The organism is Pseudomonas ceruminis (assembly GCF_021602025.1).
GTDB classification, from domain to species: domain Bacteria; phylum Pseudomonadota; class Gammaproteobacteria; order Pseudomonadales; family Pseudomonadaceae; genus Aquipseudomonas; species Aquipseudomonas ceruminis.
Window position 1 is genome coordinate 1 of sequence record NZ_BQHW01000050.1, and the last position, 21,847, is coordinate 21,847.

Here is a 21,847-nt window from a genome sequence, read left to right on the forward strand (position 1 = left end):
CTTGCAGCGACGAGCCATCCTTCACTGCCGGATTCAAGGTGAGCTGGAAGGTCCCATCGGCACCTACGGTACCGGTAGCCAGCACGTTGCCTGCGCCATCGCGTACTTGCACCGTGGCGCCTACTTCACCACGGCCGCTGATTTGCTGACCGGCCAGGCCAATCACCAAGTCGGTAGGTGCAGCTGGTGGGGTGGTGTCGCCGCCATCGATATCCGGTGCAGTGACATTGCCCGCGGTGGAGATGTTGCCCGCGGCATCGGTTGCAGTGACTTGCAGTTGCTCGCCATCAACCTGCGGTGGGTTGAGGGTGATGCTAAAGGCGCCACTTGCGCCCACTACAGCCGTGCCCAATACAGTGGTGCCGTCAGCAGCAAGGATGCGCACGGTGCTGCCAGGTTCGGCACGGCCGGTGACCACGCTACCGTCAGCGCTGACACTGAGCTCGCTTGGCGTGGCGGGGGCGGTGATATCCGGTGCGGTGATCTGAGCGGGCAGTGACGCTGCACCGCTGCCATCGATTGCCACCACGTCGAGCAGCTCACCGTTGGCTTGCGCCGGAACGAGCGTAATGCTGAACGTGCCGTCAGCGCCAGCCACCACGGTGCCAATCACCGTACCGTTGGCATCGCGCACCTCGACGCGGCTGCCAGCCGGGGCAGTACCGGTGAGGGTGGAACCGTCGGCCGAGATGACCAGATCGCCGGGGCTATTGGGGGCTGAAGTCAGTGGTACTTCGAAGTCCACAACAGTAGACGCATTACCCGCAGCATCGATTTGCACCAGGCTCAACTGCTCACCCGGCTGTGCGGCAGGATTAAGGTCGATCAGGAAGGTACCGTTGGCTGTTACGACGCCGGTACCGATGAGGTTGCCATTGGCATCGCGCACCTCAACGGTGGCGCCAGCTTCACCGCGACCGGACAGTTGCAGGCCATTTGGGCCGACTACGATATTGCTGACTTCGGCCGGTGGGGTGGTATCCGGCGCTTGGAACTCAAGCGGCGCCGAGGTATTGCCGGCGGCATCCACCAAGCGCACATCGAGGGTTTCGCCGTTGGCTTGGGCAGGCGACAGGGTCAGGCTGAAGGTGCCGTCTGCACCCACCACCCCGCTACCGATCACGGTGCCGGACGCATCCCGTACCTGAACCGTGGACCCCGGTTCACCACGACCCGTCAGGGTGACGCCATTGGCCAGGGCCAAGTCGGTCGGTTGAGCTGGCGGCTGCAGGTCTGGTGAAATCACCGAACCGGGCGGCGACACATTGCCAGCAGCGTCGGTCAGGGTCACTTGCAGCGACGAGCCATCCTTGACTGCCGGATTCAAGGTGAGCTGGAAGGTCCCGTCGGCCCCCACGGTACCGGTGGCCAGCACGTTGCCTGCACCATCGCGTACTTGCACGGTGGCGCCCACTTCACCACGGCCGCTGATTTGCTGACCGGCCAGGCCAATCACCAGGTGGGTAGGTGCAGCTGGTGGGGTGGTGTCGGGAGGGGTGCCGATACTGTCATCCGGTGCCTGGATGGCAGCGGAGGGCGAGGTATTGCCCGCTGCATCCTGGGCGGTCACCGACAAGGCCTGGCCGTCAGTCTGCGGCGGCTGCAGGGTGACGCTGAACACACCATCGGCACCTGCCACGGCGGTGCCCAGCAGAGCGCCGTTGGCACCGCGTACTTGTACGGTAGCGCCAGGTTCGGCACGGCCGGTGAGCGTGGTGCCTTGTTCATTGATTGCAAGCCCCGAGGGGGCAAGTGGTGCGGTCACATCCGGTGCCGTTACGGCACCCGCTTGCGAGACGTTGCCGGCGGCATCCTGAGCGGTCACCGACAGGGCCTGGCCGTCTGCCTGAGGTGGCTGCAGGGTGACACTGAACACACCGTCGGCACCTGCCACAGCCGTGCCCAGCAGCGCGCCGTTGGCGCCGCGCACTTCGATGGTGGCGCCAGGCTCGGCACGGCCGGTGAGGGTGGTGCCTTGCCCGTTGACGGCCAGCTCCGAAGGGGCTGACGGTGGGGTCACGTCAGGCGCTGTCACCGCGCCAGGTTGCGAACTGTTGCCCGCCGGGTCGGTCAGGGTGACACCCAGCCCCTCGCCGTTGACCTGAGGCGTGGTCAGCGACACGTCGAACGTGCCGTCGGCACCGACGACGCCAGTGCCGATAAGGTTGCCCGCGGCATCGCGCACGTTCACCGTCGCCCCCGCTTCACCCCGGCCACTCAGACGCAAGCCATCAGGTGATACCAGCAGGTCGACAGGAGAGGCGGGTGGGGTGGTGTCGCCTGGCTCGCCGCCGCCGCTACTACCGCCGCCCCCACTGCTGTTCGCGGCGGCGGCCGCACCACCGACGCCCAGCAGGCTGAGCCCGGCTATGGCCCAGGTAGGCGTCGCGCTGCCGGCAACACCGATGCCGGCCACCAGCTCATCGAGCGAGGCCACTTCATCGAAGGTAAAGCCGGTGAAGGCCGCCGCATCGTAGTTCGCGTGCCACAGGGTGCCGTCTTCGCCGACGAACACCATGTCACTGCCAACGCCGGCCTGGTCCACGACGAAGAAGTTGGCGACAGTGACCTTTTCCCCCGTCTTCAGCGTGACGATAAGGTCCTGGCCACGCCGTGTGACGGTTGCCACCTGGTCTGGGGCAACCGGCATCTGCACGACGGCGGGGCTGTTGAGCGTGATATTGCCGAAGGCGCTCTGGGTGGCGACTGCGGATTGCTTATCGGCGACGACGATGTTGTCCATGAATGCTCCCTGCTGGTGTGCGGTACATAGAATCGCCTTCTGCGATCCTTGGCCGGCGTTACCTGCCCAACGGGTGGGGCTGATAGCGCGCAGGCTGGCCCAATAACGGCCCTGTTACCGGTGGTTAGGGAGATATAGCAGCCCCGTAGGAAGCAACCAGAGGCTTTCTGGGTTAATCCTTTGGTGAGGGAGGGGCTCAGCGCAGGCCGAGGCGACGAGCCAAACGGCTAAGGTTGGCGCGGTCCAGGCCCAGTTCGCGCGCCGCTGCCGCCCAGTTGTCTTCATGGCGTTGCAGGCATGCATCGATCACCTGGCGCTGGTAGGCGTCGACGGCATCGCGCAGCCCGCCTTCGGCAACGGGCAAGGTGGGTAGAGGGGGAGGGGAGGCGGGTGCGTTGTTCGGCTCGGCTATCTGCACCCGCAGGTCGAGGTCGCTGGCCTCCAGGGTGAGGATGCGTGGGCGCTGCGGCTGTTGGCCCATGGCTTTGAGGGCCGAGCGGCCGATGAGGTGTTCCAGTTCCCGCACATTGCCGGGCCAGCTGTAGGCCAGCAGTGCGGCCTGGGCTTCGCTGCTCAGGCGTAGGCTGTTGAGGCCTAGGCGCGATCGGTTCTGTTCGAGGAAATAACCCGCCAATAGCAGCACATCGCGGCCGCGTTCGCGTAGCGGCGGGACCTGTAAAGGGTACACGCTCAGGCGGTGGTAGAAGTCGGCGCGGTAATTGCCATTGCGAACTTCGGCGGCCAGATCGCGGTTGGTTGCGGCGATCAGGCGTACGTCCACCCGGTGCTCACGGTCCGATCCCAGCCGCTGTAATTGCCCGCTTTGCAGCACGCGCAACAGCTTGGCCTGCACGGTCAACGGCAGTTCGCCCACCTCATCGAGAAACAGCGTGCCGCCGTTGGCCAGTTCGAACTTGCCGCGCCGTTCGCCGTGCGCGCCGGTGAAGGCGCCGCGGACATGGCCGAACAGTTCGCTCTCCACCAGCGTATCGGGCAGCGCAGCGCAATTGAGGCTGACCATGGGCTTATCGGCCCGGCTGCTGGCCCGATGCAGCGCTTGCGCCACCAGCTCCTTGCCTACGCCGGTTTCACCGGTGATCAATACGGTCAGGTCACTGCCGCCCACCAGGCGAATTTCTTCCACCAGCTGTTTGTGCGCCTTGCTTTGGCCGATCAGCTCTTTGTCCTGACCGCTGGCCTGGCGATAGATTTCGGCGCGGTGACGTTCATCCTCGGCGCGCAGCGCCAGGTGTTCGATCCGTTCTGCCACGGTTACCGTGGCAGCGGCGAGGCTGGCGAACGCCTGCAGGGCATCCAGTTCCATGCTCTGGAATTGGCCAGGGGTAAGGGCATCCAGGGTTAACAAGCCCCACGGATGTTCGTCGACCATCAGCGGGCAGCCCATGCAGTCGTGCACTTGCAGGTCGGCGCCGTGGGCGTTGACCAGGCCATCGTAGGGGTCGGGCAGCTCGGAGTCGCTGGCAAAGCGCGTGGGTTCCGGGCGGCTGAGGAGAATCTGAAAGCGTGGGTGTTCGCTGACTTTGAAGCGCCGCCCAAGCGTGTCAGCAGAAAGGCCATCCACTGCCAGCGGCACGAGCCACTCACCATCCAGGCGCAGTAGCGCGGCTGCATCACATGGCAGCAACCCGCGCATGGCCTGTAGCAGGCGCCGGTAGCGCTCCTGGTCGGGCAGGTCGCGGGACAGGTCGCTGACGAGCGGGAGAAGCGCGGTGAGCAAAGGCTTTGCAGTCATAAGGACTCCTGTTGGTCTTTATGACTATACGCCGAGATAGGTCTTTTTGACATGGTCAGGTGCAACGCCTTGAATGCTGGGGGTTTTAAAGTTGGCACGAATGCTGAAGTGACGGATGCAACCATTCATAGCCCAAGGCTTAGGAGTCGTTGCAATGCTCAACGCCGAACAACGTGCAATCATCAAAGCGACCGTCCCCCTGCTGGAAACCGGCGGTGAAGCGCTGACCACCCATTTCTACAAGATGATGCTCAGCGAATACCCAGAGGTACGGCCGCTGTTCAACCAGGCCCACCAGGCCAGTGGCGACCAACCACGTGCCCTGGCCAACGGTGTACTGATGTATGCCCGCCACATCGACCAGCTGGAGCAGCTTGGCGGCCTGGTCGGGCAGATCATCAACAAGCATGTTGCCTTGCAGATTCTGCCGGAGCACTACCCGATTGTCGGCCGCTGCCTGCTGCGCGCGATCGAGGAAGTGCTCGGCAAGGACATCGCCACCCCGGAGGTGATTGCTGCCTGGGGGGCGGCCTACGGGCAACTGGCTGACATCCTGATCGGCGCCGAGGAAACCCTGTACAAGCAGAAGGAAGCGGCCGCGGGTGGCTGGCGCGGCAGCCGCGAGTTCAGGCTGGTGCGCCGTGAGCAGGAAAGCAGCGAGATTGTTTCCTTCTACTTTGCCCCGGTGGATGCAAAGGCGGTACTCAAGGCTGAGCCGGGCCAGTACATCGGTGTGCAACTGTTCATCGACGGTGCCGAGCAGCGTCGCAACTATTCGCTGTCGGCCCTGAGCAATGGCGAGGAGTACCGGATTAGCGTCAAGCGTGAGGTGGGAGGCAAGGTATCCAATTACCTGCATGATGAATTGATGGTGGGCGACACCGTGCAGTTGTTCCCGCCGTCGGGCGACTTCACGCTGGCTGCCAGTGACAAACCGTTGGTGCTGATCAGTGGTGGGGTGGGTATCACCCCGACACTGGCAATGCTCGAAGCGGCATTGCAGACCGAGCGCCCGGTGCATTTCATTCACTGCGCGCGTAATGAGGGTGTGCATGCATTCCGCGGCTGGGTCGATGCGCTGGCTGAACGTCATCCGCAACTCAAGCGCTTCTACTGCTATGCGCAGGCCGAAGGGACGCATGGCGCTGATGCCGTGGGGCTGTTGAGCCAGGAGTTGCTAGGCCAATGGCTGCCACGCGAGCGTGATGTGGATGCCTATTTCCTTGGGCCCAAAGGGTTCATGGCGGTGGTCAAGCGCCACCTCGAAGGCCTGGGGGTACCGCAGCAGCAGAGCCGTTACGAGTTCTTCGGGCCCGCGGCTGCGCTGGAGTGATCAACTGACTGCGTCGACAGCTGGGTAGCGGGGCGGCCTGATCGTGGTACCAGGCCGCGCCCGTCACTGAGGCTGTACTTCTTGCTTATATATAAAGAGAGATGAAACCTGCCTGGCAACTTTCATCGTTAATCATCCTTTAATCACTGTATTCTTCACTTCCGGGTGTCGAGGGGCTTGCCCCTGTGCGGTACCCGGTTTGCGGCTTTTTTACCGGCCGACGTTGAACCGACGTCGCAGCAACCGGTCTGAGCATCTCCGGATAGCCCTGCGCAGCCCTGTCTCGCCGCCGCCTCGACACGCTAATGGTCAACCTGCGTGTAGACTTGCGCCCAGGCAGGCGAAGCACGCCGCCCCCTATCCATCGAAGGAATCGGCAATGAACGAACAACTATCGCGCCTGAATCGGGAACGGCGCTTTCTGGTGCTGCTGGGAGTGATCTGCCTCTCCCTGATCGGCGGCGCGTTGTACATGCAGGTGGTGCTTGGCGAGGCGCCCTGCCCGTTGTGCATCCTGCAGCGCTATGCCTTGCTGTTCATCGCCGTGTTCGCCTTCATCGCCGCGGCAATGCCAGGGCGACGCAGCCTGACCTTCTTCGAGTGCCTTGTCGTGCTCAGCGCCGTTGGCGGAATCGTTGCGGCCGGCAACCATGTGTATATACTCGCCAACCCCATGGTCAGTTGCGGCATCGACACCCTGCAGCCGATCGTCGACGACTTGCCCCTGGCCAAGATCTGGCCATTGGCGTTCCAGGTAGACGGCTTCTGCAGCACGCCATACCCGCCGATCCTCGGCCTGTCGCTGGCGCAGTGGGCATTGGTGGCGTTCGTACTGACCGCCGTCCTGGTACCGCTGGGCATCTACCGCAATCGGCGCCAGTCTTAGACATAAGTCCCGAATTGCGTGGGGTCTTTTGCACCTACAGCGAACAGGGAAAAGTCGCCTCCCGCTTGACCCAGATCAACCACAAAGCCTTGCAGTACGCGGGTTTGAGGGCTAGCAAGCGGGGTGCGACAAACTGTCGCGAAGTTGATTTTTTGATCAGCATTGTTACGCATTCTGTAAAAGACTGTTGCTCAATAAGTCATAGTCAAGGGTTGGCGACCTAACTACAATCGCCCCCAATTTCCGTTCGGCACTGCTTGCGAGTCGCAGGATTGAAGGAAGCCTCAGCGCTCCCTTTTGCTGACTTCGTCAAGTTTCGCCCAGCGGCGATACCGGGCGGATACCCCTCCGCGTTTTCCCGCACCAAATGGACTTGGTCTGAAGTACAGGCCTTTGCCTACGAAACCATAAGCACCGCTAACACGCTTGAGCCAAGGTCCTGCAGTCGGACCCCAGGCAGGAGCGAGTACGGGCGCGAAATGCCTCACTTGGCAGGACGAAGTGTTGGCTACCAAAACACAAATTGCATTGAAGCAAGCTGATCTAGAGGTCGTGAGATGAGTAAAAAGCGTTACCCCAGACTGTTTGGCATATTGCCCTTTTTAGGCATGCTTTTACTCAGTGGGTGCAACTGGACCCTGCTCGACCCGAAAGGTCAGGTCGGCATTGAGCAAAAGAACCTCATCCTCATCGCTACCGGCCTGATGCTGCTGGTGGTGATTCCGGTCATTATCATGACCGTGGTGTTCGCCTGGAAGTACCGTGCTTCCAACAAGGCTGCCACCTACACCCCCGACTGGTCGCACTCGACCAAGATCGAGGCCGCAGTGTGGATCATCCCGATCCTGATCATCATTGCCCTGGGCTGGTTCACCTACCACTCCACCCACAAGCTGGACCCTTACCGTCCACTGGATTCCGATGTGAAGCCGGTGCAGATCGACGTAGTGGCGCTGGACTGGAAGTGGCTGTTCATCTACCCGGAGCAGGGCATTGCCACGGTCAACAAGATCGTCTTCCCGGCTAATACCCCGGTCAACTTCCGCGTCACTTCCGACGCCGTGATGAACTCGTTCTTCATCCCGGGCCTGGGCGGCCAGATCTACGCCATGGCGGGGATGACCACCAAGCTGCACCTGATCGCCAATGAAAACGGCGAGTTCGACGGTATCAGCGCCAACTACAGCGGTGCTGGCTTCACCGGCATGAAATTCAAGGCCACTGCAACTTCGCAGGCTGACTTCGATGCATGGGTCGCTGAAGTCAAGCAGTCGCCGAAGAAGCTGGACAAGGCTGAATACGAAGCCTTGGCCAAACCAAGCGAAAACAACCCAGTCGCGCTGTATAGCGAGGCCTCGCCTGACCAGTTCCAGATCATCGTCGACAAGTACGAAGGCATGAACCGCGGTCGTCCGAGCCACGAAGAAGCAGGCAGCAAAGATCTGGCCACTACCAAGGGTGTGGAATCGAGTATGCAACCAGCTGCCGGTGCAGAGGAGTAAGAGATGTTCGGTAAACTAAGCCTGGAGGCGATACCCTACCACGAGCCGATAGTCATGGTGACGCTTGCCATGATCGCGCTCGGTGGTATCGCTGTCGTCGGTCTTATCACCTATTTCCGCAAGTGGACCTACTTGTGGACCGAGTGGCTGACTACGGTCGACCACAAGAAGATCGGCGTGATGTACATCATCGTCGCGATGATCATGCTGCTGCGCGGCTTTGCCGACGCCATCATGATGCGTACCCAGCTGGCTGCCGCTACCGGTGGCTCCGAAGGCTACCTGCCGCCTGAGCACTATGACCAGATCTTCACCGCCCACGGTGTGATCATGATCATCTTCATGGCGATGCCGTTCTTCACCGGCCTGATGAACCTTGCTGTTCCTCTGCAGATCGGTGCACGTGACGTTGCCTTCCCGTTCCTGAACTCCCTGAGCTTCTACCTGCTGCTGGCAGGCGTGCTGCTGGTCAACATCTCGCTGGGCGTTGGTGAATTCGCCAAGACCGGCTGGGTTGCCTATCCGCCGCTCGCGGGCATTCAGTACAGCCCTGGGGTGGGTGTCGACTACTACATCTGGGCGCTACAGCTATCCGGATTGGGTACGACGCTTACCGGTGTGAACTTCCTCGTCACCGTGATGAAGATGCGCGCACCTGGCATGAAGCTGATGGACATGCCGATCTTCACCTGGACCTGCACCTGGGCCAACGTGCTGATCGTGGCTTCGTTCCCGATCCTGACCGCTGCACTCGCACTGCTGACTGTTGACCGTTATCTGGACTTCCACATCTTCACCAACGAGCTTGGTGGGAACCCGATGATGTACGTCAACCTGTTCTGGGCGTGGGGTCACCCTGAGGTCTACATCCTGATCCTGCCGGCCTTCGGTGTGTTCTCGGAAGTTACTTCGACCTTCTCCGGCAAGCGTCTGTTCGGCCACCACTCGATGATTTACGCATCGGGCGCCATCGCCGTTCTGGGCTTCGCGGTATGGCTGCACCACTTCTTCACCATGGGTGCCGGCGCGAGCGTCAACACCTTCTTCGGCCTGGCGACGATGCTGATCTCCATTCCGACCGGTGTGAAGCTGTTCAACTGGCTGTTCACCATCTACCAGGGCCGTCTGCGCTTCACCGCGCCGATCATGTGGACCCTGGGCTTCATGATCACCTTCTCGATCGGTGGTATGACCGGCGTTCTGCTGGCTGTTCCAGGTGCTGACTTCGTGCTGCACAACAGCCTGTTCGTAATCGCTCACTTCCACAACGTGATCATCGGTGGTGCGGTATTCGGCTACATCGCCGGCTTCGCCTACTGGTTCCCGAAAGCCTTCGGTTTCACCCTGAACGAGAAGTGGGGCAAAGCTGCCTTCTGGTTCTGGATCTCGGGCTTCTACGTTGCGTTCATGCCGCTGTACGCCCTGGGCTTCATGGGCATGACCCGTCGTCTGAACCACTCCGACAACCCGCTGTGGGAACCCTACCTGTACGTTGCCGTCGTCGGCGCCGTGCTGATCCTGTTCGGTATCGCCTGCCAGCTGATCCAGCTCTACGTTTCGGTCCGCGACCGCAACCAGAACCTGGACGTGACCGGCGACCCATGGGGTGCGCGTACCCTGGAATGGTCGACTTCGTCGCCACCTCCGTTCTACAACTTCGCTCACATGCCTGAGAAAGTTGGCCTGGATGCCTGGCACGAAGCCAAGGAAGCCGGTGTCGCTTACAAGGTGCCGGGCAAGTACGAGCCGATCCACATGCCGAGCAACACCTCCACCGGCTTGTTCATGGGCTTGTTCCTGACCATCTTCGGCTTCGCCTTCATCTGGCACATCTGGTGGCTGGTGGGTGCGAGCCTGGTTGCGACCATCGCGGTCTTCGTTCGCCACGCTGCACGTGACGACCAGGGCTACATGGTTCCGGCCGAAGAAGTGGCGCGCATCGAAGGCGAGCGCATGAAAGCGCTGGCCAAAGCAGGTGCTCTGCCTGCCGGCGCACGTGTCGAATCGTTTGAGCGGGTGTAATCAATGTCCAGTCAAGTAATCCACGGCGCTGCTCATGGTCACGACCATGGGCACGACGATCACCACCACGACTCGGGCCAGATGACCGTACTCGGTTTCTGGCTGTACCTGATGACCGACTGCATCCTGTTTGCGTCGCTCTTCGCTACTTACGCGGTGCTGTCCGGCAGTTTTGCCGGCGGCCCGTCGGGTCATGACATCTTCCAGCTCGATTTCGTAGCGGTTGAAACGCTGTTCCTGCTGCTGTCCTCGATCACCTTCGGCTTCGCCATGCTGAAGATGTTCGCTGGTAACAAAGCAGGCGTACTGGGCTGGTTGGCTGTGACCTTCCTGTTCGGTGCTGGCTTCATCGCGATGGAAATCTATGAGTTCCATCACCTGATCGGTGAGGGCTTCGGCCCGCAGCGCAGTGGCTTCCTGTCGGCGTTCTTCGCTCTGGTAGGTACCCACGGCCTGCACGTGACTGCCGGCCTGATCTGGATGGCAATCATGATGTACCAGATCAACAAGCACGGCATCACGCCGACTGCCAAGACCCGCATGAGCTGCCTGAGCCTGTTCTGGCACTTCCTGGACGTGGTCTGGATCTGCGTATTCACCGTCGTTTACCTGCTGGGGGTTCTGTAATGGCTAACGCACACGACACTCATCACGAAGGTAACCACGGTAGCGTCAAGTCCTACATGATCGGCTTTGTACTGTCGATCATCCTGACCGCTATCCCGTTCGGCCTGGTGATGTACCCAAGCCTGCCGAAGAACCTGACCGTCCTGATCGCGGTGGCCATGGCCGTCATCCAGGTTGTAGTGCACCTCGTGTACTTCCTGCACATGGACCGCTCGAAAGAGCAACGTTCCAATGTGTCGACGTTCCTGTTCACCGCTATGGTAATTGCGCTGCTGGTCGGCCTGTCGCTGTGGATCATGTTCAGCATCCACTTCGAAATGATGGCCAAGTGAGGTAAGACTGCATGTCCGTTAAGCACTTTATCCAAATCACCAAACCGGGGATCATTTTCGGTAACGTGCTTTCCGTGGCAGGCGGTTTCTTCCTTGCCTCGAAGGGCCATGTGGACTTCGCCTTGTTCCTGGCGGTGGTGATCGGTACTTCGCTGGTGGTTGCGTCCGGTTGCGTGTTCAACAACTGCATCGACCGTGACATCGACCACAAGATGGAGCGCACCAAGAACCGTGTCATGGTTCAGGGCGGCATGTCGCTGCCCCTCGCGCTGGTCTACGCCACCCTGCTTGGGGTGGCGGGCTTCAGCCTGCTGTATGTCCAGGCAAACCCGCTTTCGGCGTTCTGCGCGCTGATCGGTTTCATCGTCTACGTCGGTTTCTACAGCCTCTGGCTGAAGCGTAAATCGGTGCACGGCACCTTGGTTGGCAGCCTGTCCGGTGCCATGCCCCCGGTGATCGGCTACTGCGCCGTGAGCAACAGCTTCGACCTGGCTGCGGTAACCCTGCTGGTGATGTTCAGCCTGTGGCAGATGCCGCACAGCTTTGCCATTGCGATCTTCCGCTTCAAGGATTACAGCGCTGCCAACATTCCGGTCCTGCCGGTGGCGCGCGGTATCCTTGCGGCGAAGAAGCAGATCGTGCTGTACGTGCTGGCCTTCGTGCTCGCCACCTTGATGCTTACCCTCGGCGGTTACGCCGGCCTCGGCTACCTGGCCGTGGCAGCTGCCATGGGCCTGTACTGGCTGTACATGGCCTGGGGCGGTTACAAGGCCGAGGATGACAGCAAGTGGGCCCGTAAGGTATTTGGTTTCTCCATTCTCACCGTCACCGCCCTGAGCGTGATGATGTCGGTGGACAGCCAGACCGCTGCGGACGTGCTGATGACCTACGCGCGCTGATAGTGCTGCCTGTTTCACGAAAACCCCGGCCATGAAGCCGGGGTTTTTTTATGTGTAGTTTTCCTGCAGGGCCATATCGCCGACCAGCCAGCGCCAACAGGTAGTGCATAGCCCAAGGCCGTAAACACAAAATTTGATATTTCCAAAAAATACATCTGAAAAGTTCTATCAAAACAGGTAAATATCCTTTACAGATATCCTGTTTCGGCATTATCTTCTGGCTTAGGCCGCCACATCGGCCAACGTCGCTCGGACGGTTCCGGGCGCTAACGTCTCCAGAGGAAGCCATGGCCAACCCAGGTTCGCCGCGTCGCTTTGCGCGCATCGATCGTCTCCCCCCCTACGTCTTCAACATTACCGCCGAGCTCAAGATGGCTGCCCGCCGCCGTGGTGAGGACATCATCGACCTGAGCATGGGCAACCCTGACGGTGCCACACCACCGCACATCGTCGAGAAGCTGGTGCAGGTCGCTCAGCGTGAAGACACCCACGGTTATTCCACCTCTCGCGGTATCCCGCGCCTGCGCCGGGCCATTTCCAATTGGTACAAGGAACGCTACGAGGTCGACATCGACCCGGAAAGTGAAGCCATCGTCACCATCGGTTCCAAGGAGGGCCTGGCCCACTTGATGCTGGCCACGCTCGATCAGGGCGACACAGTGCTGGTGCCCAACCCGAGCTATCCCATCCACATCTACGGTGCAGTGATTGCCGGTGCCCAGGTGCGTTCGGTACCGTTGGTGCCGGGTGTGGACTTCTTCAATGAGCTTGAGCGGGCGATCCGCGAGTCGATCCCCAAGCCGAAGATGATGATCCTCGGCTTCCCGTCCAACCCTACCGCCCAATGCGTGGAGCTGGACTTCTTCGAACGCGTGGTGGCCCTGGCCAAGCAGTATGACGTGCTGGTAGTACACGACCTGGCTTACGCCGATATCGTCTATGACGGCTGGAAAGCACCGTCGATCATGCAGGTACCGGGCGCCAAGGACATCGCGGTCGAATTCTTCACCCTGTCCAAGAGCTACAACATGGCGGGCTGGCGGATCGGCTTCATGGTTGGTAACCCAGAGTTGGTCAGCGCCCTGGCGCGCATCAAGAGCTACCACGACTATGGCACCTTCACGCCGTTGCAGGTTGCCGCGATCGCGGCATTGGAGGGCGACCAGCAGTGTGTGCGCGATATTGCCGAGCAGTATCGCCAGCGCCGTAACCTGCTGGTCAAAGGCCTGCACGAGTTGGGCTGGATGGTCGAAAACCCCAAGGCGTCGATGTATGTTTGGGCGAAGATTCCGGAGCAATACGCCCACCTGGGGTCGCTGGAGTTTGCCAAGAAGCTGCTGGCCGAGGCCAAGGTGTGTGTCTCGCCCGGTATTGGGTTCGGTGACTACGGCGACGACCATGTGCGCTTTGCGCTGATCGAAAACCAGGACCGTATTCGCCAGGCCATCCGTGGCATACGCCAGATGTTCCGCGCCGACGGCCTGACGCGCAAGTAAGCGCCAGCCGCATGCCGGGCCGCTCACGCAAGGCCTGGCATGCGGCTTTTCAGTTTCACCGGGCGGGCTTCCGCCTGCATGCGGTGCATCCTTACGAATACGTTTTGCGCTCCCTTTTCTTGAGGTGTGCAAATGAGTGTTTTTACAGCGTACTTCTGCGGCACGGGCGCCCACCGCTTCGACGGGAGCAACCCCAACTTCTGGAACGGCGAACTGGTTTCGTCTCTTGCTGATAATGACCAGAGCCGCGAATTTGCCCACTGGGTGGCGGTCGACGGCCCCGGCAGTGGCAACCTTCAGGACGACAGCCTGTTTGTCGAACCCGGCGGCTACTTCAACTGGACAGGCCAGTTGTTCGGCCACGGCTGGGAGGAGAACGTGGCGCATGTGCTGCAGGTCATCAAGGGCAGGAGTGATTGGCAGCGCACCGAACTGAGCGAGCGCGAATACGAAAAGCTCAAGGCCGCTGGTGTGCCTATTCCCGATGCTACTGCCACCGCATCCTGGTTCTGGCGCACCTATGCCTATGGCAAGCGGCATCCGACACCTCAGGCGTTGCAGGAACAGATCATCACCCAGTTCCGTAAGCCGCGCATTCCGACTCAGGTCAACCTGGTGGGCTGGAGCCGTGGCGGTATCAGCTGCCACATGCTGGCCAACGCGATGGCCGCCGATCCAGCGCTGAAGGCTATTCCAGTCAATATCTTCACCATCGACCCTGTGCCGGGCGTCGGTAACATGCAGGCGCATCGGGTAAAGCTCGCCGGCAACGTCAGGGAATACGTAGGGTTCTATTCCCGTGACGAGCGCTCCAAGGGGTTTGCCTGCGTGATCCCGTCCACCGCGCCGGGTACCCGCATGTGCATCTACCCAATGCCCGGGCGCCACGCCACCTTGGTGGGCAATGCCTCGGCCGATGGCGCCGGTGGCGGCAAAGAGCTGGTCGAGCCTGGGTTGATCGTCCGGCATTTTGCCGAGGTGTGTCTGACGCGCTGGGGTGTGACGTTGAGCAACCGGCTGAACTTGAGCGACAGGCAGCTGATGGATTATCACCGATGCATCAAGGCTGACGACGACAAGTACCGGGCAATGCGCAGCAAGTCCTATACCTTGGTTACCGAAGGCGGCAGGGAGGAGCGCCTGGTGCACCGTGGTGACGCGCAGACCGTTTTCAGCAGCGTCCGTGGTGAACATCTGGACCCAAGCGACGGCCTGAGCCAATGCCACTGGGATGCCAATAGCTACAACGCCCTGCGTTGACGAGTACGGGTGGTCACCTTGGAGGGTGGTCGCCTGTGGTTGCCGGATAGGCGGTGATCTTTTTTTGCATGACCCCTCTTCTCAGGCGCCCTGGCTTGGATTACAAATGGCGCCGCGGGCCAGCCCGATAACAACAACCTTCCCTCCGTGCCATCATGTCCGAATATAACCCTTGCCTTGACTGCGGCGCGTGCTGCGGGTACTTCCGTGTGTCCTTTTTCTGGGGTGAATGCCAGTCTGCCGGGGGCCTTGTCCCCGATGACCTGGTGGTGCAGATCAACCCTTCCCGTGTGGCCATGATCGGCACCGATGCCAAGCCCTGCCGCTGCATCAGCCTTCAAGGCGAGATCGGCAGCGAGGTGGCGTGCAGCATCTACGCCAACCGCTCCAGCCCTTGCCGTGAGTTTGAGGCATCCTGGGAGGGAGGCGTGCACAACCCCAGCTGCGACGATGCGCGAGCGGCCTACGGTTTGCCACCGCTGACCCCTCCAGGCGCCAATGAGCCGCACTGGCCGGATGATGGGGCTGAGGTGGCCTGAGGGCCGTAAGTTGCCTGGGCGGGCCCTGATGGCCGCAAGCCGGCGCCCACAGGTGGAAACGAGACTGCCCTCGAGCTGTTCACCTTTCAGCTCAGCGCAAGGGCCAAGGCGCTGATAAATGACAGGGAACGGGTCTTGAGCAGGGGCGCATAAGCGATTTTGCTGCCGCTTTGCGGCCCCGGGATGCTTGTACACGCCGCATGACGTTAAACTGTCATCTCCCCAGCAATGGATAGGAGATCCGGCGTGACCGCACCCCGCAGTTTCCCCCCCGACCTCTGCCTCGACAGCCCGCGGCTGCAGCTTCGCCCCATGCGTCACGGCGACGCCGCGCAATGGCTGGCCATCATGGCAGACCCCGAGGTGATGCGTTACTGGCACCATGCCCCGTGGCAGAACCTGGCCGAGGCCGAAAGCGCCCTGGCCGCCGACCGTGAAGCCTATGCCAGCGGCGATCAGCTCAAGTTGGGCATGTACCGCCGCGACAATGGCGAACTAATCGGCATGGTCCAACTGTTCAACATCGACGATGTTTCCCGCCGCGGCGAGATTGGCTACTGCCTGGCCAGTGCGATGCAGGGCAGGGGGTATATGGACGAGGCGCTGACCTGCTTCATCGACTACCTTGCTCACACGTTGCACATGCGTCGCCTGGAGGGCGAGATCGACCCGCGTAACCTGGGGTCGGCACGCACCTTGGAACGCCAGGGGTTCGTCCTGGAAGGTACCTTGCGCGCCCGTTGGTGCGTGGCAGGCGAGTTGTCCGACTCAGGCATCTATGGATTGTTGCTCGAGCCGCCGGTGGCATGACCGCTTTCTATGTGGCTTTCAGCCTCGCACTGTATCTGCTTGGCCTGTGCTTCGACGGCGCCTTGATGAGCGCCGGCAGGCACATGCCTGCGTTGCAGATGCTGCTCTACGGGCCTTGGGGCATGCCCTTCGGGTTGTATCAATGGTTTGCCAACCCGTTGCTGGCGCTGGCGGTTCTGGCCCATCGGCGCTTCCGGCGCCTGGCCCTGGTGGCCGGCTTGGCGGCGTTGTACCTGGCGGCCAGCAGCTTCGGCATCGACCGGCTACCGGATAACATCAGCTACGAGTTCCAGGACCGCACGGGCTTTGGTGCGGGCTTCTACTTGTGGTTGGCGTCTATCGCGGTGTTTTGCGCCGGGCAGGCGTGGCACGTCTGGAAGGCGCGTAGCGCTGCGGACATGCCAGGTTGGCGCTGGCTCGATGTGGCGCTGATTGCCGCGCTGGCGCTGGCGGTCTATGCCGCTACGCAAATGCCGTCCCTGCGCTTCGAGCCAGGCAAGGTACTGATGCCGCCGGAGCAACCGCAGGCGTTTTGATGTTCACCAGGAGGGTTGTGATGAACACGCTGTACTTGATGGGGGTGGCATTGGCGTGTGGCATGCCACTGGCGATGGCTGAGGAGCACTCGCCAACCTACACCCAGTGCATGGACAAGGCCTCCAGTACCGTCGCGATGAGCAGTTGCATCCAGGCCGAGACCCAACTGCAGGATGCGCAACTGAACCGGGTCTACAAGCAACTGATGATCAAGCTAGACGCGGCGCCGCAGAAGAGCCTGCGGGACGTTCAGCGGCAATGGATCGCTTACCGCGATGCCAATTGCAAGTTCCACGTGCAGGCGAGCGGCGGAACGATGGCCCAGCTTGAAGGTGGCATGTGCATGATGGACATGACCCGTGAGCGGGCGGCGGAGCTGGAGCGAGTGCTCAGCCCGGGGCAGTGAAGCGCCTTATCGGCGGCACGCCAGCTCCACAGCTACTGCAACCCATGAACGGTCGGTGCAGTACCTGCAGGCGCTGGCTGGCTGGCGATGGGGCGTGAAGCGGCCCCTTACACCTCGCGCGGCTGACGCTGCGCCCGGGCTTTCAGGTACTCGCGCACTTGCGTGGCGTCCCCGGCAAACTCGATGCGGTCGGCTTTGGCCGCGCGCTGGTAGGCATACATCGGGTCGTAGTACTCGTTCAGCAACCCTTCGATCCAACCCCGGTGCAGGTCCACCGCGCTGCTGCGCTGCTGCTCTTCCAGCGCCTGGCGCAGGCTTTGCGACAGCCGCTGGTAGCGCTCTCCCCCCAAGCGCTTGGAGATGTTGGCCATGCTCTGCAGCATGCGCTCGGCAAACAGGCGGCGGCCATCGTCTTCGCCGTGCACGCTGATGAACTCGGCACTCAAGTTGACCACGTAGTCGCGCAGGATGCGCTCAACACGGTTGGCGAAGCTGTCTTCCAGCCACACCAGCGGATACTGCTGCATGCCCTGGTACAGCGCCAGCGGCACCGTGCAGCTGCCGACGATGCGGCCTTCATCCTCCAGCACGAACTGCTCAATGCCCCGGGCGCGCTTTTTCAGCACGTCGATGGCCAGCGTGTTCTCGAAGTCGATCTGCGCCGGCTGTGCAGTGGCGCGTTTGCCGAAGCTGGAGCCCCGGTGGTTGGCATGGCCTTCGAGGTCGAGCACGTTGCTGAGCTGGTGCAGCACATCAGTCTTGCCGGTGCCGGTCAAACCTCCGAGCAATACGAAATCGCATTGCTCGACCGCCTGCTGGGTAGTGTCCAGCAGGAACGTACGCATGGCCTTGTAGCCGCCCCTGACCCGTGGGTAGTCGATCCCTGCTTCGTCGCGCAGCCATTGCTGGACGATTAGCGAGCGCAGCCCGCCCCGGAAGCAGTAGAGATAACCGTCGGGGTTGGCCCGGGCAAAGCTTGCCCAGGCCTGCAGGCGCTCACGCTTGGTGGCGCCGCTGACCAGTTGGTGGCCGAGGGTGATGGCGGCGGCCTGGCCCTGCTGCTTGTAGCAGGTGCCCACCTTCTGCCGCTCGTTGTCGGTCATCAGAGGCAGGTTGACGGTGCCCGGAAAGGCGCCCTTGGCAAATTCGACGGGCGCTCGCATGTCCATCATCGGCACATCGTCGAGGAACAGCTGGCGGAAATCGGTGCAGTCGGGGCGCATCAGAGAACCTCGACCGCGTGGCTCTGTCGCTCGGCCAGCTCGCCGATGGGTGACAGGTGCAAGCCCAGTTGACTGGCCAGTGCAAGGAATTCGGCTTCACCTTCCGGAGCAACCGCCACCAGCAGGCCGCCGCTGGTCTGTGGGTCGCACAGCAGGTGTTTCTGGTCATCGCTGAGGGCGCCGATCTTGTGCCCGTAGCTTTCGAAGTTGCGCAAGGTGCCCCCCGGGATGCAACCTTCGGCCAGGTAGTAGTCGACACTGGGCAGGCGCGGAACAGCGGCATAGTTCAGGTGCGCGGTCAGCCCGCTGCCCTCCGCCAGTTCGACCAGGTGGCCGAGCAGGCCGAAGCCGGTCACGTCGGTCATGGCCTTGACGCCAGCGAGCTTGCCGAAGCGGCTACCCGGGGTGTTGAGGGTACACATCCAGTCACGGGCCAGCCCTTGGTCCTGTTCGCGTAGCTTGGCCTTTTTCTCAGCGGTGGTGAGAATGCCGATGCCCAATGGCTTGGTCAGGTACAGACGGCAGCCAGCGGTCGCAGTGTCATTGCGCTTGAGGTGGCGCTTGCTGACCACACCCGTGACCGCCAGGCCGAAAATCGGCTCGGGGGCGTCGATGGAATGCCCGCCCGCCAGCGGGATGCCCGCTTCGGCACACACTGCGCGGCCACCACGGATCACTTCACGGGCGACCTCCGGTGGCAGGACGTTGACCGGCCAGCCGAGAATGGCAATGGCCATCAGCGGGTCGCCACCCATGGCGTAGATGTCACTGATGGCATTGGTGGCGGCGATGCGGCCAAAGTCGTAAGGGTCATCGACGATGGGCATGAAGAAATCTGTGGTCGAGACCACGCCGCGCTCATCGTCCAGGGCATACACCGCAGCGTCATCGCGCGAAGCATTGCCAACCCATAGCTTCGGGTCCAGGGCCTGGGTGCCGCTTTCGGCCAGGATCACATCCAGCACCTTGGGGGAGATCTTGCAGCCACAGCCAGCACCATGGCTGTACTGGGTCAGGCGAATCGGCTCGCTCATACGCACCTCGGAGGCTCAATTTGTTGCGCGATTGTAGCAAAGCTGGCCTTTGCGCCTGTGCCTCTTATAATTCCTCCCGTTGGCGCCAGTGCCGGCCATTCCCCGCTATTGAACCGGAGAACTCCCATGCTCAAACGTCCCCTGGCGCTCGCCGCCGGCCTCGTGTTGTCCTGCTGTGCCGCTGTCGCCCAGGCCGCTGACACGTTGCGGGTCAGTGCCATTCCAGACGAAGCGCCGACCGAGCTGCTGCGCAAGTTCGAGCCGCTGGGCAAGTACCTGTCCCACCAGTTGGGCATGGAGGTGAAGTTCGTACCGGTGGCCGATTACCCGGCGGTGGTCGAGTCCCTGGCCAGCGACCGCCTGGACCTGGCCTGGCTGGGTGGGTTCACCTTCGTCCAGGTGCATTTGAAAGACCCATCAGCCACGCCGCTGGTACAGCGTGAGCAGGATGCCCAGTTCACGTCCAAGTTCATCACCGCCAACCCTGCAGTGCGCAGCCTGGCCGACCTCAAGGGCAAGTCGTTCGCCTTCGGGTCCATCTCGTCGACCTCCGGCAGCCTGATGCCACGTTACTTCATGCTCAAGGAGGACAACATCAAGCCTGAGGGCTACTTCAGTCGCGTGGCCTATTCTGGTGCCCATGACGCCACCGCGGCCTGGGTCCAGGCCGGCAAGGTCGACGGTGGGGTGCTCAATGCCAGCGTGTGGCAGAAGCTGGTCGATGCCGGCAAGGTCGACACCAGCAAGGTCAGGGTGTTTGCCACCACGCCGAGCTATTACGACTACAACTGGACGGTGCGCGGCAACATGGACCCAGCGCTCAAAGCCAAGATCAAGAAAGCCTTCCTCGACCTCGACCCGGCCAACCCCGAGCATAAGCAAATTCTCGATTTGCAGGCGGCCAGCCGCTTCATCGAAACCAAGCCTGAGAACTACGAGGGCACCGAGCAAGCCGCTCGCGAGGCCGGCCTGCTCAAGTGACCATTGAACTGCATGGCGCTGGCCTGCACCACGGCCAGGTCCGCGCCCTCGAGCCGGTGACCTTGCATATTGCCAAGGGTGAGCGGGTGGCGATCATTGGCCCGTCCGGGGCGGGCAAGTCCAGCCTGCTGCACCTGATGGCCACGGCTGTGAAGCCCGGCACCGGGCGCGTAGCGCTGTTCGGCGAACAACCTTGGGCGTTGTCTGCCAGCGCCCGGCAACACCTGCGTGCAAGAATTGGCCTGGTACATCAGGCACCCCCGTTGCCGCCTCGCCAGCGAGTAGTGACCGCTGTGCTGGCAGGGCGCTTGGGAAGGTGGGGCATGCTGCGCGGCTTGCTTAACCTGGTCTACCCCACTGACGTGGCGGGCGCTCGCCAGGTATTGGCCGAGCTGGGCCTGGCGGAAAAGCTGTTCGTCCAGTGCGGGCAGCTGTCCGGTGGCCAGTTGCAGCGGGTCGGCATCGCCCGGGCGCTGTATCAGCGGCCAGACGTGCTGTTGGCCGATGAGCCGGTGTCGGCGATGGACCCGGTATTGGCCGCGCACAGCCTCGCGTTGCTCAACCGTCATGCCCAGGCCAGCGGCGTGACCCTGGTCGCCAGCCTACACGCCGTGGAGCTTGCCTTGGCGCACTTTCCACGGGTGATAGGCCTTCGTGAAGGGCAGGTGGTGTTCGACTGCGCCGCTTCGGCGGTGACTGAAGCGTTGCTCAGTGCGCTGTATGCCAATGAGCAACTGATTGCCCCGCCGCCGCAAGGGCCGACCCTGGCCGTGCAGATCCCTCGATGCTGACCGCCGGCACCCGTGACCCGGCCACACTGCCGCGGCTGGTGCTCACCTTGCTGGCGCTGGCCCTGTTGTGGCCAGGTCTGCAATTGAGCGAGCTGAACCCAGGGGTGCTGCTGCAAGCGGAAAACCGACAGCAGATCGCCAGCTTCACCCGCGGCTTTTGGCCGCCGGCGCATGATGCCGAATTCCTCCGGCTGTTGGGTGCGGCCACCCTGCAGACACTGGCCGTTGCCACCGCCGGTATGGCGATGGCGCTGCTATTGGCAGTGCCGACCAGCCTGTTGGCGAGCCGTGCCTTGTCGTTGCGTGCAGCGTCTCGCGCTGGCCGCGCGGGGGTATGGTCCCGCGTGGTGCGGATGCCGGTGCGCGGGCTGCTGATCTTTCTGCGCAGCGTCCCCGAGATCGTTTGGGCGCTTCTGTTCGTGCGTGCCGTGGGCCTGGGCCCGACCGCCGGAGTGCTGGCGATCGCCATCACCTACAGCGGCATGCTCGGCAAGGTCTATGCGGAGATTTTCGAATCGGTCGACCAGCGCCCGGCGCATGCCTTGCTCCAGGCCGGCAGCGGTCGGCTGACGGCGTTCTGCTACGGCATTCTGCCCAGTGCTGCGGCAGAGGTGGTGTCGTACACCGTTTATCGCTGGGAGTGCGCGGTGCGCGCCTCGGTGGTAATGGGGTT

Annotated in this window: 20 protein-coding genes; 16 read left to right on the forward strand and 4 right to left on the reverse strand. The window is 62.1% G+C overall.

Annotated elements, in window-relative coordinates:
* A partial coding sequence (locus L6D80_RS29200; protein WP_236183102.1) for an Ig-like domain-containing protein occupies positions 1-2,743 on the reverse strand: 2,743 nt, incomplete at its 3' end.
* Positions 2,744-2,939: 196 nt separating this feature from the next.
* Positions 2,940-4,496 carry a nitric oxide reductase transcriptional regulator NorR gene (gene norR, locus L6D80_RS29205; RefSeq protein WP_176516818.1) on the reverse strand — a complete coding sequence of 519 codons (1,557 nt, stop codon included), beginning with the start codon at positions 4,494-4,496 and terminating at the stop codon, positions 2,940-2,942.
* Positions 4,497-4,650: 154 nt separating this feature from the next.
* Between norR and hmpA the strand changes: the two genes are divergently transcribed.
* The 13 genes from hmpA to L6D80_RS29270 all read left to right on the forward strand — a co-directional run bounded on the left by hmpA (position 4,651) and on the right by L6D80_RS29270 (position 17,145).
* Positions 4,651-5,829: an NO-inducible flavohemoprotein gene (hmpA, locus tag L6D80_RS29210; protein ID WP_176516820.1), complete on the forward strand. Its 1,179-nt coding sequence runs from the start codon at positions 4,651-4,653 to the stop codon at positions 5,827-5,829.
* Positions 5,830-6,208: 379 nt separating this feature from the next.
* Entirely contained in the window at positions 6,209-6,715 is a 507-nt protein-coding gene (locus tag L6D80_RS29215; protein ID WP_054901124.1) for a disulfide bond formation protein B, read from the forward strand.
* Between the two features lie 557 nt (positions 6,716-7,272).
* Complete coding sequence (cyoA, locus tag L6D80_RS29220) at positions 7,273-8,217, forward strand: ubiquinol oxidase subunit II (RefSeq protein WP_054901123.1); 945 nt, start codon at positions 7,273-7,275, stop codon at positions 8,215-8,217.
* Positions 8,218-8,220: 3 nt separating this feature from the next.
* A complete protein-coding gene (gene cyoB, locus L6D80_RS29225) occupies positions 8,221-10,239 on the forward strand; it encodes a cytochrome o ubiquinol oxidase subunit I (RefSeq protein ID WP_054901122.1) in 2,019 nt (672 codons plus the stop codon).
* A gap of 3 nt (positions 10,240-10,242) precedes the next feature.
* The gene (cyoC, locus tag L6D80_RS29230; protein ID WP_054901121.1) at positions 10,243-10,866 is read left to right on the forward strand and encodes a cytochrome o ubiquinol oxidase subunit III; all 624 of its coding nucleotides are present in this window, start codon (positions 10,243-10,245) and stop codon (positions 10,864-10,866) included.
* The gene (cyoD, locus tag L6D80_RS29235) at positions 10,866-11,198 is read left to right on the forward strand and encodes a cytochrome o ubiquinol oxidase subunit IV (protein WP_176516822.1); all 333 of its coding nucleotides are present in this window, start codon (positions 10,866-10,868) and stop codon (positions 11,196-11,198) included. Before cyoC ends, cyoD begins: the two co-directional genes overlap by 1 nt.
* 11 nt (positions 11,199-11,209) lie before the next feature.
* Positions 11,210-12,097 carry a heme o synthase gene (gene cyoE / locus L6D80_RS29240; RefSeq protein ID WP_176516824.1) on the forward strand — a complete coding sequence of 296 codons (888 nt, stop codon included), beginning with the start codon at positions 11,210-11,212 and terminating at the stop codon, positions 12,095-12,097.
* A 287-nt stretch (positions 12,098-12,384) separates the two neighbouring features.
* A complete protein-coding gene (alaC, locus tag L6D80_RS29245) occupies positions 12,385-13,593 on the forward strand; it encodes an alanine transaminase (RefSeq protein ID WP_054901118.1) in 1,209 nt (402 codons plus the stop codon).
* 132 nt (positions 13,594-13,725) lie between these two features.
* Positions 13,726-14,853, forward strand: a complete 1,128-nt coding sequence (locus L6D80_RS29250) for a hypothetical protein (RefSeq protein ID WP_176516826.1) — start codon at positions 13,726-13,728, stop codon at positions 14,851-14,853.
* A 155-nt stretch (positions 14,854-15,008) separates the two neighbouring features.
* Positions 15,009-15,392, forward strand: coding sequence for a YkgJ family cysteine cluster protein (locus tag L6D80_RS29255; RefSeq protein ID WP_054901116.1), 384 nt, complete (start codon positions 15,009-15,011; stop codon positions 15,390-15,392).
* 246 nt (positions 15,393-15,638) lie between these two features.
* Entirely contained in the window at positions 15,639-16,202 is a 564-nt protein-coding gene (locus L6D80_RS29260) for a GNAT family N-acetyltransferase (RefSeq protein WP_054901115.1), read from the forward strand.
* On the forward strand, positions 16,199-16,738 hold the full coding sequence (locus tag L6D80_RS29265; RefSeq protein WP_054901114.1) for a hypothetical protein: 540 nt from the start codon (positions 16,199-16,201) through the stop codon (positions 16,736-16,738). The genes L6D80_RS29260 and L6D80_RS29265 overlap by 4 nt, the downstream gene beginning before the upstream one ends.
* 20 nt (positions 16,739-16,758) lie before the next feature.
* On the forward strand, positions 16,759-17,145 hold the full coding sequence (locus tag L6D80_RS29270) for a lysozyme inhibitor LprI family protein (RefSeq protein ID WP_176516828.1): 387 nt from the start codon (positions 16,759-16,761) through the stop codon (positions 17,143-17,145).
* Between the two features lie 107 nt (positions 17,146-17,252).
* Here L6D80_RS29270 and mnmH read toward each other — a convergent pair whose 3' ends face one another.
* Together mnmH and selD are read right to left on the reverse strand one after the other, a co-directional pair.
* Positions 17,253-18,368 carry a tRNA 2-selenouridine(34) synthase MnmH gene (gene mnmH / locus L6D80_RS29275; RefSeq protein WP_054901113.1) on the reverse strand — a complete coding sequence of 372 codons (1,116 nt, stop codon included), beginning with the start codon at positions 18,366-18,368 and terminating at the stop codon, positions 17,253-17,255.
* Entirely contained in the window at positions 18,368-19,402 is a 1,035-nt protein-coding gene (gene selD / locus L6D80_RS29280) for a selenide, water dikinase SelD (protein WP_054901112.1), read from the reverse strand. The genes mnmH and selD overlap by 1 nt, the downstream gene beginning before the upstream one ends.
* Before the next feature lie 126 nt (positions 19,403-19,528).
* On the opposite strand from selD, the gene L6D80_RS29285 reads away from it, so the two are divergent.
* The 3 genes from L6D80_RS29285 to L6D80_RS29295 all read left to right on the forward strand — a co-directional run.
* Positions 19,529-20,383 (forward strand): putative selenate ABC transporter substrate-binding protein, encoded by an 855-nt coding sequence (locus tag L6D80_RS29285; protein ID WP_176516830.1) that lies wholly within the window; start codon positions 19,529-19,531, stop codon positions 20,381-20,383.
* Positions 20,380-21,174: a phosphonate ABC transporter ATP-binding protein gene (locus L6D80_RS29290; protein ID WP_054901110.1), complete on the forward strand. Its 795-nt coding sequence runs from the start codon at positions 20,380-20,382 to the stop codon at positions 21,172-21,174. Before L6D80_RS29285 ends, L6D80_RS29290 begins: the two co-directional genes overlap by 4 nt.
* A partial coding sequence (locus L6D80_RS29295; RefSeq protein WP_236183103.1) for a PhnE/PtxC family ABC transporter permease occupies positions 21,168-21,847 on the forward strand: 680 nt, incomplete at its 3' end. The genes L6D80_RS29290 and L6D80_RS29295, both read left to right, overlap by 7 nt.